We start from the raw sequence: 14,530 nt of genomic DNA, 5'->3' as shown, positions 1-14,530 counted from the left end.
GTGGGGAGTCACTATCGAATTAACAGAGCGTCAGGAAACTATCCTGCAGATTGTTAAAGACAACGGGCCGATCACCGGGGAGCACATTGCAGACAGACTTTCACTGACGAGAGCCACTCTGCGCCCGGATCTGGCCATTCTCACAATGTCAGGATTTTTAGAAGCAAGACCGAGAGTAGGATATTATTATACCGGAAAAACGGATACCGAAGAGCTGAATAATCAGCTGCAGAAGTTAACGGTCAAACATTACCAGTCGATCGCAGTGGTAGTCTCTGAATCGGACAGTGTGTACGATGCCATCTGCACCATGTTTCTTGAAGATGTCGGTACTCTCTTTGTGGTGGATAAACAAAGCCACCTGGCCGGCGTCCTTTCAAGAAAAGATCTGCTTCGGGCGAGCCTCGGCCGCCAGGATACCGAAGTAATCCCTGTAAGTATTATTATGACAAGGATGCCTAACATCACGATCTGCAAAAAAGAGGATCTGGTTGTTTATGCAGCGACCAAGCTGATCGAGCGTCAGATTGACGCGCTGCCGGTAGTGAAAGACGCCGGCGGCGGAAAGTATGAGGTGGTCGGAAGGGTCACAAAGACAAATATTACTAAAGTATTGGTGGATCTGGCCAATAACCAATTATTTTAACCCGAGGAGGCAGACATGACCACAAAACAAGAGCGCCCAGTAGTATACGTAGTGTCCGATTCGGTAGGAGAAACAGCTGAACTGGTAGTAAAAGCCGCTGCGAGTCAGTTTGGGGAGGACGGGATGGAAGTACGCCGTATTCCGTACGTTGAAGATGAGGGCACGGTCGAAGAGGTCATTCAGCTCGCCAAGGAAGCCAAGGCAATGATTGCGTTCACGCTGGTAATCCCCGAAATCAATCAGTATCTCCGGGAGCATGCGGAAGAGGCAGGTGTGGATTCCGTTGACATTATGGGACCTGTACTCGATAAAATGGTGACGCTCACGAACCAGCAGCCAAGATATGAGCCTGGTCTTGTGTACCGCCTTGATGAGGATTATTTCCGTAAGGTGGAGGCGATCGAATTTGCGGTTAAATACGATGACGGCCGTGACCCGAGAGGCATTGTCCGGGCGGACATTGTGCTGATCGGTGTCTCGCGAACCTCGAAAACACCTCTTTCCCAGTACCTGGCCCATAAGCGTCTGAAGGTGGCAAACGTGCCGCTCGTGCCGGAAGTGGACCCGCCGGAGGAATTGTTTAATATTCCGAGTGAGAAATGCATCGGGCTTCGGATCAGCGCCGATAAATTAAACCGGATCCGTTCCGAGCGGCTGAAGGCGCTTGGGCTGAGGCCGGAAGCAAACTATGCGAGTATGGAGCGTATCCAGGAAGAGCTCGACTACTCGGAAGAGCTGATGAATAAAATTGGCTGTACGGTGATTGATGTGTCCAATAAAGCTGTTGAGGAAACAGCCAATATTATCTCCAATATGTTTCAGCAGCGCTAGGAGAGAATAAGCATGGCAAAAAAAGAAGCCACAGTGTATGTGGACGCGGACGCATGCCCGCACAAAGAAACGATCGACACGTGGGGGACAGACAAAAGCGTGCGGGTCGTTTTTGTGGCGAGCAGCGCCCACGTTTCAAATAAACTGTATGAAGCAGAAACCGTGATGGTGGAAAATGAACCCGAAGCGGCGGATATGTATATTTGGAACCATGTTTCTGCCGGTGATCTGGTCATCGCCGATGATCATGGCCTGGCAGCGATTGCTCTGGAAAAAGGAGCAGCGGTTCTTTCTTTCCGGGGAAAGCGCTGGAAAAAAGGCGACGAGGAGTGGCTGCTTGCCGGCCGGTATGCCGGCGTGCTGGCCAAACAGGGGAAGCACAGAGTTAAAGGCCCTAAAGCAATATCACTTGAAGAGCGCCAACGTTTTTTTGAGGGCCTGGAGATTTTTGAAGCAGGCGGCAGTGAGTCCAATTGGTAATAGGCCCATCAGGGAGGAAACAAAGTGGCAGCGTTTATTCCAGAAGAAAAAGTTGCTGAGGTTCGGGAAAAGACAGATATTGTTGAAGTCATCAATGATTACGTACAGCTGAAAAAACAGGGCAGGCATTATCTTGGCCTGTGTCCTTTTCATGGGGAGAACACCCCGTCATTTTCTGTTTCACCGGAGCGGCAGCTGTATCACTGTTTTGGCTGCGGTGCAGGCGGCAATGCCATAACTTTTTTGATGGAGCACGACGGCCTGACATTTGTGGAAGCCATCCAGTCCCTTGCAGCCAAAACGGGTACAGAGCTGCCCGAGCTCGAAGATCAATACCCAGGCGAACGGGAACAGCACCAGGCCAAAAAGGATGCGCATCAAATGGCGGCCAAGTTTTATCATCATCTGCTGATGAATACGGAACAGGGGAAAGAAGCGTATGATTATTTAACCGCCCGGGGCATCAGTGAAGAGATTATTGAAGAATTTCAGCTTGGTTACGCACCCGAGAGAAACAACATGCTCGTCCAGCTTCTTGAAAAAAGGGATTACGACCTTGAAGAAATGGAAGAAGCCGGCCTGATTCTCCGCCAGGAATCCAGCTGGCAGTGGAATGACCGTTTTCGGGGGCGGGTGATGTTTCCTATTCATAATCAGCGCGGTCAGATTATTGCCTTTGGTGGCCGCGCGCTTGGGGAAGGTGCGCCGAAATACTTAAACAGCCCGGAAACGCCCATCTTTTTAAAGCATGAAACGCTCTACTCGTTTTCCAAAGCCCGCCAGGCGATCCGCAAACAGGATGAAGCTGTCCTGTTCGAAGGCTATATGGATGTTATTGCTGCGTGGAAAGCAGGGGTGAAAAACGGGGTTGCGGGTCTTGGCACGGCTTTTTCTAAGCGGCAGGCCGAACAGATCCGAAAAGCAACAGACAAAGCGGTAATTGCTTATGACGGGGACAATGCCGGACGGACAGCGGCGTGGAAAACCGGAGATATTCTTGAAAAGCAGGACATCGATGTACGGGTGGCACAATTTCCGGCGGATATGGACCCGGACGACTATATTCAGGCTTACGGGGCAGAAGCATTTAATGCACAGCTGTCGGAGCGTGCAGTTCCTTTTATGTCCTTTAAAGTTCAGGAGCTGCGTAAAAATAAAAACCTTCAAAATGAAGGAGACCGCCTTGCCTATATCGAAGAAGTACTCCGGGAAACATCCATGATCAGCAGTGCTGTAGAACGTGAATTTTACATGAAGCAGCTGGCAGAAGAATTTGACCTGTCGATGGACGCTCTTCGGGAAGAAGAACGCAAGGTACAAAAAAAGGAAAAACGGGAACAGGCAGCTAAGGCTCCTTCGTCTGAGCAAACGGGAAAACGTTGGCGGAGCGGAGCGCTTCCAAAAAAGCAGGTTTCGATGCGCTCAGCCTATGAAAATGCTGAACGGACGCTCCTTGCGTTTATGCTTCAGAACCGGGAAGTGGCTGAGGAGGTCAAAGAGCGTATTGGCGGAGAATTTAACATTGATGCCCATACAGCGCTCGCAGCATATTTATATGCTTATTATGATGACGACCATGAGCCTGATGTAAGCCGGTTTATGGAATACGTCGAGGAGCAGGAGCTTGTAAACCTGGTATCGGAGCTGATGCACCTTGACATTCCAGCAGAAATATCAGATAATGAAATGTCTGACTATGTTGAACAGATTAAAATTCGACCAAAACGGGAAGAATTACTGCAAAGGCAGAAACAGCTTAAAGACGCTGAAAGAAATGGTGATTCGGATACAAATCAGCGACAGTTGCTGACAAGAATCATGGAATTGATGATGCAGCTGAAGAAAAACTAGCCTGAAGCAATTTGCTTGCGCTTTTCCTTTGTGGTTGATAAGATATGATCACGATAGAAGGGAAGCGTGCCAGTTTGATGTGCACGCTCTTTCTATGTGCCTGCCGTCCTTTCAACCAGCTAAGAAAATACCAGGAAAAGAAATCGTCGGCACAGACAATTGCGGGCATGTAAAGAGACAGGGTAGGATTCAAGGTGTGAAGCTTGGAAGGAGGGAGATCGAATGGCGGAAAAACCAAGCCGTCCGCTGGCGGAAGGTGAAATGTCGGTCGATCAGGTAAAAGAACAATTGCTCGAAACGGGCAAAAAGCGTGGAACGTTAACGTATGCAGAAATAACAGAAAAACTCTCCAGTTACGACCAGGATTCTGAGCAAATGGATGAGTTTTTTGAATACCTTGGTGAACAAGGCGTTGATATTATCAACGAGGGTGAAGAAGTTCCAAGCATGGAACAGGTGGAAAAAGAAGACACCCTTGATTTGAATGATTTAAGCGTCCCTCCAGGAATTAAAATTAACGATCCAGTCCGGATGTATTTAAAAGAAATCGGCCGTGTGCCACTTCTTTCTGCGGAAGAAGAAATTAATCTTGCCACCAAAATTGAAGAGGGCGACGAAGAAGCAAAACGCCGTCTTGCAGAGGCCAACCTCCGTCTGGTTGTTTCAATCGCAAAACGTTACGTCGGGCGCGGTATGCTTTTCCTCGATTTAATTCAGGAAGGCAACATGGGTCTTATCAAAGCGGTGGAAAAGTTTGACCACAGCAAAGGGTTCAAATTCAGTACGTATGCTACGTGGTGGATCCGTCAGGCAATCACCCGTGCTATTGCCGACCAGGCGAGAACAATCCGTATTCCGGTGCACATGGTGGAAACGATCAACAAGCTGATCCGCGTGCAGCGTCAGCTGCTGCAGGACCTTGGCCGTGAACCGCTTCCGGAAGAAGTTGCCAAAGAAATGGACCTGACTCCGGATAAAGTAAGGGAAATTCTTAAAATTGCCCAGGAGCCGGTATCGCTCGAAACTCCTATCGGGGAAGAAGATGACTCCCATCTTGGTGACTTTATTGAAGACCAGGAAGCGATGGCGCCATCGGATGCAGCTGCCTATGAACTGCTGAAGGAGCAGCTCGAAGATGTGCTTGATACGCTGACGGACCGCGAGGAAAACGTTCTCCGTCTCCGGTTTGGCCTTGATGACGGACGCACCCGCACCCTTGAGGAAGTAGGGAAAGTGTTTGGTGTGACAAGAGAACGTATTCGTCAGATTGAAGCCAAAGCACTGAGAAAGCTTCGTCACCCGAGCCGCAGCAAGCGATTAAAGGATTTCATGGACTAATGAATTCATCATAGATACAAGGGGACGCATGCTTCTAATAAGCAGGTGTCCCCTTTTTTTATTTTACATAGAAGAGAGAGGAAAACATGAAAAAAGCTGTATTGCCGGACAGACTGGCTGGCATCGTAGAACAAATTGACCGGGGGGGAGTGGTTGCAGATATTGGGACGGACCACGGGCTTGTCCCGGTGGAAGCAATCGTGCGCCGGGGCGCGGAGCATGCAGTAGCAGCAGATGTGAATGCAGGCCCGCTTCAGGCTGCCTCGGACTACATTGCGGCCTGCGGATTAACAGGTAAAATTGATACCCGTCTCGGGAGCGGGCTCACGGTACTGACAGAAAATGATCGTATTGATACAGTAGTTATTGCCGGAATGGGCGGCACGCTGATCACTGAGATTTTAGAGCAGGGGAAGATGCAGCTGTGCTCCGTGCAGAAGCTGATCCTGCAGCCTAACGTTTCCGCGGGCCGGATCCGCCAGTGGCTGCTCGACAACGGCTGGCTGCTTACCGATGAGCGAATCCTGAAGGAGGATCGTCATGTGTATGAAATACTGACGGCGGTGCCGGGAGAAGCGGAAGCGCCGTACCGGGTTCATCAGGAGCCGCTCGAAAAACAGCTGCTGTTCGGCCCATATCTGCTTGAGGAGCGGAACAATGCTTTTAAGGATAAATGGATGAGGGAAAAAGATAACTGGCAGCAAATTTTAAACCAGCTGGCAAATGCCGTTCCGACAGAACAGACAACGGCAAAGAAACGAAAATTAAACCAATATATTGCATGGGCTGAGGAGGTTATCACATGAATACTGTACGTGATGTTATCCGGGTGTTTGAAGAATGGGCGCCGCCGTCGCTTGCTGTGGAAGGCGACCGGGTGGGGCTGATGATCGGGGACTGGAACCAGCCGGTGACAAAGGTGCTCACGACCCTTGACGTATCCGAAGAGGTGGTGGATGAAGCTGTTAAAACAGGGGTGGAGTTAATCATTGCCCATCACCCGCTGCTGTTTCGTCCTATAAAATCACTTGATGTGGCAAATGGCCAGGGGCCGGTAATTGAAAAGTGCATTAAGCATGATTTAACTGTCTATGCTGCTCATACAAACCTCGACATTGCTCCAGGGGGCGTGAATGACATGATGGCAGAAGCGCTCGGTTTAACGAACACGGAGGTGCTGGCTGTGACAGGCGAAGACCAGCTGTATAAGCTGGTGGCCTTTGTACCGGAGTCTCACACGGAAGAAGTAAGACAGGCAGTAGGGGACGCGGGCGCCGGCTATATCGGTGGGTATAGTCACTGTACATTTTCCGCTTCGGGGACTGGAACATTTATCCCCGGGGACGGCACGGATCCTTTTTTAGGCGAGCAGGGAAAAATGGAATTCGCGGACGAAAAGCGGATGGAAACGATCGTGCCGGCCTCACTCCGGCAGTCTGTGGAAGCTGCTTTAACTGCAGCCCATCCGTATGAAGAACCGGCGTATGATATGTATCCACTGGCCCTTCCAGGAGAGCCTTACGGACTCGGCAGAGTGGGAGACCTTCCGGAGGAAATGACGCTTGAAGCGTTTGTGGAGCAGGTAAAAAAAAGCTATGACGTGCCGTTTGTCCGCGTGGTGGACGGAAAAGCCGACCGGGTCAAACGCGTGGCCCTACTCGGAGGCGATGGCAACAAATACTGGAAGCAGGCGCTTTCGAAGCAGGCGGATGTGTACATTACCGGCGATATTTATTTCCATACAGCCCAGGATGCGGCGATGGATGGCCTTACGATGATGGATCCCGGCCACCATGTGGAAAAAATCATGAAAAAGGGTGTGCAGAAGGAAATGCAGCACCGCAGTCAGGACCGGCTGCAGGTGGAATGGGTGGCTTCTGCTTTGTCCACTGAACCATTCCGGCTGGCATAATAGAAAAAATCCCTCCGCGCTCAAGCGGAGGGATTTTTTTATGATTTTGCTTTGATTTTTGGAAGAATTTTTGATTTATCAATATGAGACTCAGTGTCCCATGTGGATGAATCGTTTGGATCGTACTGGTCGATAAACAGGATGACTTCCTTTGTGATTAATGTCGGCGTGGAGGCACCTGCTGTTACCCCTACAGAGTTAACATTTTCAAGCCAGCTTAAATCCAGCTCGGTTAAGTTGCTGATCCGGTACGCTATGGTACCTGCCACCTGCTCGGACACCTGGGCCAGCCGGTTGGAGTTGTTGCTTTTCGGATCGCCGACAACGAGCACAAGATCTACATCCTTCGCCTGTTCAGCTACCGCTTCCTGGCGGACCTGGGTGGCATTACAGATTTCATTGTGCACCTCTGCGTGTGGATAAATTTCTCTCGCCCGATCCATAATGTCGGATACGTCCCACTGGCTCATGGTCGTCTGGTTAGTCATAATAATCCGTTCCGACCGAATGTTTAAGCTTTCAAGATCATCGAGCGTTTCCACTAAATGCACAATGTCCGGAGCGACACCGACAGCGCCTTCCGGCTCCGGATGCCCTTTTTTGCCGACATAGATAAACTCATAGCCCTGATCCCGCTTTTGCCGTATTAAGTCGTGGGTGACGGTAACATCGGGGCAGGTGGCATCAATGGTCGTCAGTCCTTTTTCTTCGGCAAGCTCGCGTACTTCCGGAGAAACGCCGTGAGCTGTAAATACGACTGTACCTTTATCCACCTGCCGGAGTATTTCAAGCCGGTTGGGCCCGTCGAGGGATATGACCCCTTCTTCTTCAAATGCGTCAGTCACGTGCTTGTTGTGTACGATCATGCCTAAAATATAGATTGGGCGCGGAAGCTCCTGGTTACCGGCGGCTTTTTTCGCCATTACCATCGCATCGACAACGCCGTAGCAGTATCCACGTGGTGAAATTTTCGTTACTTCCATAAAGGCCTCCTGTTTCATAATTTGAACCGTGAGGTCTTGCGTGTACGCGCTGACTTTACGTATGCAGTCATGTAAAACGATTCTGGATTCATTATACTACCTAAGTGCCTGGTTGAAAAGAAAGGACGGCTGGCTGAATGCAGTCCTTTAATATTTTGTGAACAGAAGCAGCAGAGAAGCTATGGTTTCTATTTTAACTATGATAAAATATGGAGATGCAAAAAATGCGTAAATGAAAAGAGAGTTAGGTGAACAGCGTGGAAAATCGCTTTAAACAATACAATATTCCGGCATACGCCCTCAGGCTGCTGGATAAAAAACGAATTCAAAAACCAACGGATATTCAGGAACGGCTGATCCCTTCTGCGATTAACGGAAAGGATGTTATCGGCCAGTCGCAGACCGGTTCAGGCAAGACGCTTGCGTATCTGCTGCCGATCCTTAGCAGAATAGACACCTCCAAAGCGGAGGTGCAGGCAGTCATAACAGCCCCTACCCGGGAGCTTGCCGGCCAGATTTTCGGTGTCCTGAAGGAACTTACGGAGGAAGATGAAACGTCTTCGGTACGTGCCAAGCAGGTGTCGGGGGGGACGGATCGTTCAAGAGTAATGGAACAGCTCCGCAACCCGCCGCATATTATTGTAGCTACACCGGGCCGCCTGAAGGACATGGTAGGAGAAAATGTTATCAATGTACACACAGTCAGCATGCTCGTCATTGATGAAGCGGACCAGATGCTTGATATGGGCTTTCTGGAAGAAATTGATCCGGTGGCCGGCAAAATGGCAGATAACCTGCAGATGATGGTATTCTCTGCCACAGTGCCGGAGAGCCTGCAGCCCTTCTTAAGAAAATATATGAACAATCCCAAGCATGTACACGTAAAGCCGGAGCATGCGACGCCGAAAGAAATGACGCACTACGGTATCGCTCTCAGGCACCGCAGCCGTCTTGATGTGACGATGGAGCTTGTGGACCGGCTGCAGCCGTTTCTCGCCATCATATTCGCAAGCACAAAGGACGAAGCGGATGAACTGGCCGGAGAGATGTTTAAAAAACAATATCCGGTAGAGGTTCTGCACGGCGGTCTGCCTTCGCGGCAGCGCAAACAGGTTATGAAACGGATTCAGAATCTTGAGGTCCAGTATCTGGTAGCTACCGATCTTGCTGCCCGTGGTATGGATATTCCGGGCATTTCTCACATTATTAACTACAGCCTGCCGAAGGAATTGGAATACTTTATTCACCGGACGGGCCGTGCGGGAAGAGCCGGACTGACAGGGGAGTCTTATACTCTGATGGGAGAAGAAGACCGCAAAGCCGTTCTTTCTCTTCAGAAGCAGGGTATCCGCTTTACGTTCATGGACTTTCGTAAAGGAGCATGGACCGAGCTGTCCAAACCGCTGTTTGCCTCCAAACAGACGAAGCGAAAGCCCGCACCTGCTCCTGATTCCATGCCGGTGAAAAAGCCGAAAAAAGTGAAGCCGGGCTACAAGAAAAAAGCGATGGCAGACCAGACGGCCTCCCGCCGGCACAAACGAAAATAATAACTGAGGTGATGACTGTGCTTTTAGGCTCACACGTATCCATGAACGGAAAGAAAATGCTTCTTGGTTCAAGCGAAGAAGCGGCTTCATACGGAGCGACAGCGATGATGATCTATACAGGAGCGCCGCAGAATACCCGGCGTAAGCCTATCGAAGAATTAAATATCGAAGACGGGCACGCCCACATGAAGGAAAACGGCATCGAAGAGGTAGTGGTCCATGCGCCGTATATTATCAATATCGGCAATACGACCAAACCGGAAACATTTCAGCTGGGCGTCGATTTTCTGCGCAATGAAATCAGCAGATCCGAGTCCCTTGGGGCAAAGCAGATTGTTCTTCACCCGGGCGCGCACGTCGGCGCCGGAACAGAAGCGGGCATTAAGAAAATTATTGAAGGCTTAAATGAAGTCATTCACCCGGACCAGAAGGTTCAGATCGCGCTTGAAACAATGGCGGGAAAAGGATCGGAATGCGGAATAAGCTTTGAAGAGCTCTCAGAGATTATCAGTGGAGTGACTCACAATGATAAACTGAGTGTCTGCTTTGATACATGCCACACGCATGATGCGGGCTACGATATTGTGGGGAACCTGGACGGCGTTCTGGAATCATTCGACCATTACGTCGGGCTCGACCGGCTGAAGGTGCTTCATATTAACGACAGCAAAAACGAACGCGGGGCAGGCAAAGACCGTCACGAAAATATTGGCTACGGCTATATCGGCTATAACACGCTGGCAGAAATTGTGCACCACGAGGCGTTTGCTTCTGTGCCTAAAATACTGGAAACACCTTATGTAGGCACGGACAAGAAAAACAAAAAACCACCGTACAAGCATGAAATTGCGATGCTCAGACAAAAAGAATGGAAAGCGAACTGGCGGGACGAATTAATGCCGGCCGAAGTATAAATATCAATTGCATGAATGTGTGACGCGTTCATGCTTTTTTTGCAGATGCAAAAACAAAGTATTTCCGTATAAAGATGATAAAAGCACGCCCCGCATGAATCCTATGTGCAGGGCGTGCTTGTTTTATTCGTTATTCATATCAAGAAATCTCGATGCCCATTCAAACAACACCAGCTGGCTGTTAACGGCGGGCTCTCCGGCCGCAGGCTCGACGTAATGATAATAGCCGCTGCTGTCCTGCTCCCGTGCCTTCACATTGTCCTGCAGAATCAGCTGTAAAATAGCGTGGAGCCGCTTTTTTAAAATGGGCTCGTAGACGGGAAACATAATTTCGATTCGTTTTTCCATGTTTCTTGTCATCCAGTCAGCCGAGGACAAATAATAGTCATCACGGCCGCTGTTGGCAAAGTAAAAGATACGGGTATGCTCTAGGAAACGACCGACGATGCTTCGCACGGTGATGCTTTCGCTTACTCCGGGAATGCCTGGCTTCAGGCAGCAGATACCGCGCACAATGAGTTCAATGCGGACACCGGCCTGAGAGGCTTCATAAAGTTTAATAATGAGCTCTTTATCTGTTAACGAATTCATTTTGGCGATGATGTGGCCGCTCCCATTCCGATTGTGGCAGTCAATTTCCTGCTGGATCAGGTGGAGGAGTTCATCGCGTATACCGTCCGGAGAAGTGCTGATTTCATTCCAGGACGGCTGCTGGGAAAAGCCGCTTAAATGATTGAAAAAGTTAGTGGCATCTTCACCGAAGGAGGGGCGGGTCGTAATCATTCCCATATCGGTATACACTTTAGCAGTGGAATCGTTATAGTTGCCGGTACCAAGGTGTACATACCGCTTGATGCCGCCTGCTGTCTTCTTGACAACCAGTACAATTTTACTGTGGGTTTTCAGCGACGTAATGCCATAAATGACATGCACCCCGGATTTCTCGAGGGTTTTTGCCCATTGAATATTATTTTCTTCATCAAAGCGGGCCTTCAGCTCCACAAGGACCGTCACCTGTTTACCCTGCTCTGCCGCTCTTGCCAGTGCAGCAATGATGGGGGAGTCTCCACTGACCCGGTAGAGGGTCTGCTTTATGGCTAAAACGTCCGGATCGTCGGCAGCTGTGGAAATAAAGTCGATAACAGGCTGGAACGATTCGTAAGGGTGATGCAGCAAAACATCACGGTCGTCAGCAGCGTCAAACACATCGGCCTCGGCAATCAAATCCTCCGGTGGCTGGGGAATAAGCGTTTCGTACACGAGATGCTCCCATTCCGGCGCGAGTTCATCGCAGAGCGGAAATAAAAAGGTTAAATCAATCGGCCCCTTCAGTGTATACACGTCATCCGGATGAACCTCGAGGGCTTCAAGCAGAAACTCGAGAATATAGTCATCCATCATGCCGTGCTGGCATTCCAGACGAACGGCGGCTCCCCATTTACGTTTTTTTAATTCCTTTTCAATTTCCCGGAGCAGATCGCGGGCACCTTCCTCATGAATGGTTAAATCCGCATTCCGGGTGATTCGGAACGGAGAAGCACTTACGACAGTAAACCCTTTGAAAAGCATATGGATAAATTCCGCGAGCACCTGTTCAAGGAGAATATACTCCCGGCTGCCGTCGGATGACGGAAGCACAAGGAAGCGGGGGAGCACCCCGGGCACCTGTACAATGGCGATGCTCTCTTTTTCATCCCCAGCGTCCTTCTGCAGCCGGACGGCCAGGTTCAGGGATTTGTTTAATAGCATGGGAAACGGACGATAGGCATCCACAGCCATTGGGGTCAGCACCGGCATAATATTGGACATGAAATACTCCTGGACATATTTATACTGGTCGCTGTTTAATTCAAGCGTCGAAAGAAAACGAATATTTTCCGAGGCTAACAGCGGAACAGCCGTTTCCGTAAAAAAATGATCCTGCAGCCGCACGAGCTCTGAATTTTTTTTGGTGATGGCTGAGAGCTGCTGCTTCGGAGTAAGTCCGGCTTTGTTTTCCGGCTTATTAAATCCTGCTTTCACCTGGTCTTTTAACCCCGCCACCCGGACCATGAAAAATTCGTCCAGATTGGAGCTGAAGATACCTAAAAACCGCAGGCGTTCAAGGAGCGGATTGGTCTCATCAAGCGCCTCCTCGAGCACCCGCTCATTAAATGCAAGCCAGCTGATCTCACGGTTGTTATAGTATGCTGGATTTTCAAGGTCAATATTTGTCTGAGTCGTTTCGGTCATGGTAGAATCCGCCTTTCTTTACACCCTGGTCACTCCTGGGCCAATTGTATCAACGAAATGTTAAGTGCATGTAAAGATTCACGAAAAAAGCATTGTTCAGCTGGAAAAAGCAGAAACCGGCGACTGTTCGTGGAAATGAAGCACGATCTCGCGGTTAATCATTTTTTCCAGATGTTTTTTATACTTATCAGCTTTGGCTTCTTCAAAGGTGGAATTCATGCCCTCGCGGCAGTATATATGGAAATGAAGCTCTTTGCCGTTCCTTTCAACGCCCAGCCCGGAAACGATATTGCGACGCGTGCGGTTGAGTGAGTACGAGAACTTTAAAATACTTCCGAGAAATTCGAGACGCTTCAAGCTGTTTTTCTGCATATACGGCCGGAACGGTTTCACAAACTGTTTGAACATCGATTTAGATTTAAAGGAAGAGACCAGTGACATGGCGATCCGTTCCTCATGCGTAATCCCGTCGATGGAACGGTTGGTCAAAATGTAAAAGGTATGCTGGCTGCTTGCCTCGGAGCTGATGTATTCCCCGATATAAAGAACCTGGGCTGCACGGTTCAGCAGACGCTGGTTATCTTCATGCAGGTATGATTTTGGAATATAGGGCTCAAGGCTGTTATACATCGAAGAAGCAATGTTCCCAACTTCATCCACGTAATCCGGGTTAATCTCAAACTCCCGGTTCAGCTGGTAAAAGCTTTCCTCGATTACGTCCGGAAAATGAGGGTACATTTTATCCCGGAGCAGCTCTTCAAACAGCAGTCCGTCGCGAAGGCCCTTATTGCTGATCAAATAGTAGGAGGCATCGATATGTTTATAAAGCTGGGAAATGATCCGGACCGCCGGAATAATAACGTCCGCCCGGTCTTTGGAAAGCCCTTCGATATTTTCCCGTTCGGATAAGCTCGATTTTTCAAGCAGCTCCATCGTTTCGGCAATATCGTCACCGGTCATGGAATACTGATGCAGGCCGGCAAGAGGGTAGTTGATGGAAGACTGGTGAACCAGAACCATATTCCGGGAGCTGCCGCCGATACCGACAACCGGAAAGTTTTCTCCTTCTTCCTTCAGCCAGGACACTTTTTGAAATTGTTTTTCAATCCATTTATTCATCTGCTTCAGGTTGCTGGAGGTAATTTTGTCATCGTCTGGAAGAAACTTCTGCTTTAATGTCAGGGCGCCGAAAGGAAAGCTGTGGGTGCGCACGAGCTCCCTGTTTTTAAACATGGTTACCTCTGTACTGCCGCCCCCGATATCAATTGTGATGCCTTCAGACAGGCTGGTCGAATTCACTACCGCAAGATACCCGTAGGAGGCTTCTTCCTCGCCGGAAAGAACACGGATGGGAAAATCGATGCGTTCTTCAATATACTGGAGAACTTCTTCGCGGTTGGAGGCACCGCGCACAGCTGCGGTGGCCACGGCATGAGTAGTCTGAACGTCGTGAAAGCGGAGAACTTCTTCAAACTGCTGAAGGGTATGCAGCAGAATATTCCGTCCTTCCTGGGTAAGCGCATTCTGATCGTCAATATGATTGCTCAGGCGGGCAACGGTTTTTAAATTATGAAGCTCGCGGTATCCCCGTTTTTCGTCGACCTCATTAATTACGAGCCGGATCGAGTTGGAGCCTATATCAATAACGGCGACTTTTTCTTTCGCTTGAAACATCTTCATCATTCCTTAGAATTGGATTTGATTTCGTTGACCTGCTTTACTACTAACTATCATACAAAGAATAACCATGAATTGTATACACGATTAAGCAAAGAAGATTTACAGAAGCAAAAAGG

The 14,530-nt window shown here is 49.4% G+C and carries 12 protein-coding genes; 9 read left to right on the top strand and 3 right to left on the bottom strand.

The features are described from left to right. Positions 1–13 precede the first annotated feature (13 nt). From Q0757_RS12740 to Q0757_RS12710, 7 genes are all read left to right on the top strand, one after another. Positions 14–646 (top strand): helix-turn-helix transcriptional regulator, encoded by a 633-nt coding sequence (locus Q0757_RS12740; RefSeq protein WP_298788184.1) that lies wholly within the window; start codon positions 14–16, stop codon positions 644–646. Between the two features lie 15 nt (positions 647–661). Beyond that, complete coding sequence (locus tag Q0757_RS12735; RefSeq protein WP_298787927.1) at positions 662–1,477, top strand: pyruvate, water dikinase regulatory protein; 816 nt, start codon at positions 662–664, stop codon at positions 1,475–1,477. A 12-nt stretch (positions 1,478–1,489) separates the two neighbouring features. After that, positions 1,490–1,957: a DUF188 domain-containing protein gene (locus Q0757_RS12730; protein WP_298787925.1), complete on the top strand. Its 468-nt coding sequence runs from the start codon at positions 1,490–1,492 to the stop codon at positions 1,955–1,957. Between the two features lie 24 nt (positions 1,958–1,981). Beyond that, the gene (gene dnaG, locus Q0757_RS12725; protein ID WP_298787923.1) at positions 1,982–3,808 is read left to right on the top strand and encodes a DNA primase; all 1,827 of its coding nucleotides are present in this window, start codon (positions 1,982–1,984) and stop codon (positions 3,806–3,808) included. A gap of 222 nt (positions 3,809–4,030) precedes the next feature. Next, positions 4,031–5,146, top strand: coding sequence for an RNA polymerase sigma factor RpoD (gene rpoD / locus Q0757_RS12720; protein ID WP_022794962.1), 1,116 nt, complete (start codon positions 4,031–4,033; stop codon positions 5,144–5,146). Positions 5,147–5,232: 86 nt separating this feature from the next. After that, positions 5,233–5,952 carry a tRNA (adenine(22)-N(1))-methyltransferase TrmK gene (locus tag Q0757_RS12715; protein WP_298787919.1) on the top strand — a complete coding sequence of 240 codons (720 nt, stop codon included), beginning with the start codon at positions 5,233–5,235 and terminating at the stop codon, positions 5,950–5,952. Further along, positions 5,949–7,058: a Nif3-like dinuclear metal center hexameric protein gene (locus Q0757_RS12710; RefSeq protein ID WP_298787917.1), complete on the top strand. Its 1,110-nt coding sequence runs from the start codon at positions 5,949–5,951 to the stop codon at positions 7,056–7,058. Before Q0757_RS12715 ends, Q0757_RS12710 begins: the two co-directional genes overlap by 4 nt. Positions 7,059–7,096: 38 nt before the next feature. Here Q0757_RS12710 and Q0757_RS12705 read toward each other — a convergent pair whose 3' ends face one another. Beyond that, on the bottom strand, positions 7,097–8,041 hold the full coding sequence (locus Q0757_RS12705; protein WP_298787915.1) for a 4-hydroxy-3-methylbut-2-enyl diphosphate reductase: 945 nt from the start codon (positions 8,039–8,041) through the stop codon (positions 7,097–7,099). A 257-nt stretch (positions 8,042–8,298) separates the two neighbouring features. Here Q0757_RS12705 and Q0757_RS12700 point away from each other — a divergent pair, with 257 nt between their 5' ends. Next, complete coding sequence (locus Q0757_RS12700; RefSeq protein WP_298787913.1) at positions 8,299–9,588, top strand: DEAD/DEAH box helicase; 1,290 nt, start codon at positions 8,299–8,301, stop codon at positions 9,586–9,588. 11 nt (positions 9,589–9,599) lie between these two features. Beyond that, positions 9,600–10,502 carry a deoxyribonuclease IV gene (locus tag Q0757_RS12695; RefSeq protein ID WP_298787911.1) on the top strand — a complete coding sequence of 301 codons (903 nt, stop codon included), beginning with the start codon at positions 9,600–9,602 and terminating at the stop codon, positions 10,500–10,502. A 123-nt stretch (positions 10,503–10,625) separates the two neighbouring features. Here Q0757_RS12695 and Q0757_RS12690 read toward each other — a convergent pair whose 3' ends face one another. Both Q0757_RS12690 and ppx read right to left on the bottom strand, forming a co-directional pair. Next, a complete protein-coding gene (locus tag Q0757_RS12690; protein ID WP_298787910.1) occupies positions 10,626–12,734 on the bottom strand; it encodes an RNA degradosome polyphosphate kinase in 2,109 nt (702 codons plus the stop codon). 96 nt (positions 12,735–12,830) lie between these two features. Further along, positions 12,831–14,408, bottom strand: a complete 1,578-nt coding sequence (gene ppx / locus Q0757_RS12685; protein ID WP_298787908.1) for an exopolyphosphatase — start codon at positions 14,406–14,408, stop codon at positions 12,831–12,833. Positions 14,409–14,530: the final 122 nt, after the last annotated feature.

Origin of the sequence: uncultured Marinococcus sp., from assembly GCF_947493875.1 — a bacterium.
GTDB lineage: Bacteria > Bacillota > Bacilli > Bacillales > Marinococcaceae > Marinococcus.
Note: the sequence above shows the minus strand (reverse complement) of the source record. Positions and strands in the feature narration are given on the sequence as shown.

Coding starts and splice junctions, on each gene's coding strand:
- Q0757_RS12705 (WP_298787915.1), bottom strand. CDS start 8,041: ATGGAAGTAACGAAAATTTCACCACGTGGATACTGCTACGGCGTTGTC.
- Q0757_RS12690 (WP_298787910.1), bottom strand. CDS start 12,734: ATGACCGAAACGACTCAGACAAATATTGACCTTGAAAATCCAGCATAC.
- Q0757_RS12695 (WP_298787911.1), top strand. CDS start 9,600: ATGACTGTGCTTTTAGGCTCACACGTATCCATGAACGGAAAGAAAATG.
- Q0757_RS12730 (WP_298787925.1), top strand. CDS start 1,490: ATGGCAAAAAAAGAAGCCACAGTGTATGTGGACGCGGACGCATGCCCG.
- ppx (WP_298787908.1), bottom strand. CDS start 14,408: ATGTTTCAAGCGAAAGAAAAAGTCGCCGTTATTGATATAGGCTCCAAC.
- Q0757_RS12715 (WP_298787919.1), top strand. CDS start 5,233: ATGAAAAAAGCTGTATTGCCGGACAGACTGGCTGGCATCGTAGAACAA.
- rpoD (WP_022794962.1), top strand. CDS start 4,031: ATGGCGGAAAAACCAAGCCGTCCGCTGGCGGAAGGTGAAATGTCGGTC.
- Q0757_RS12710 (WP_298787917.1), top strand. CDS start 5,949: ATGAATACTGTACGTGATGTTATCCGGGTGTTTGAAGAATGGGCGCCG.
- Q0757_RS12735 (WP_298787927.1), top strand. CDS start 662: ATGACCACAAAACAAGAGCGCCCAGTAGTATACGTAGTGTCCGATTCG.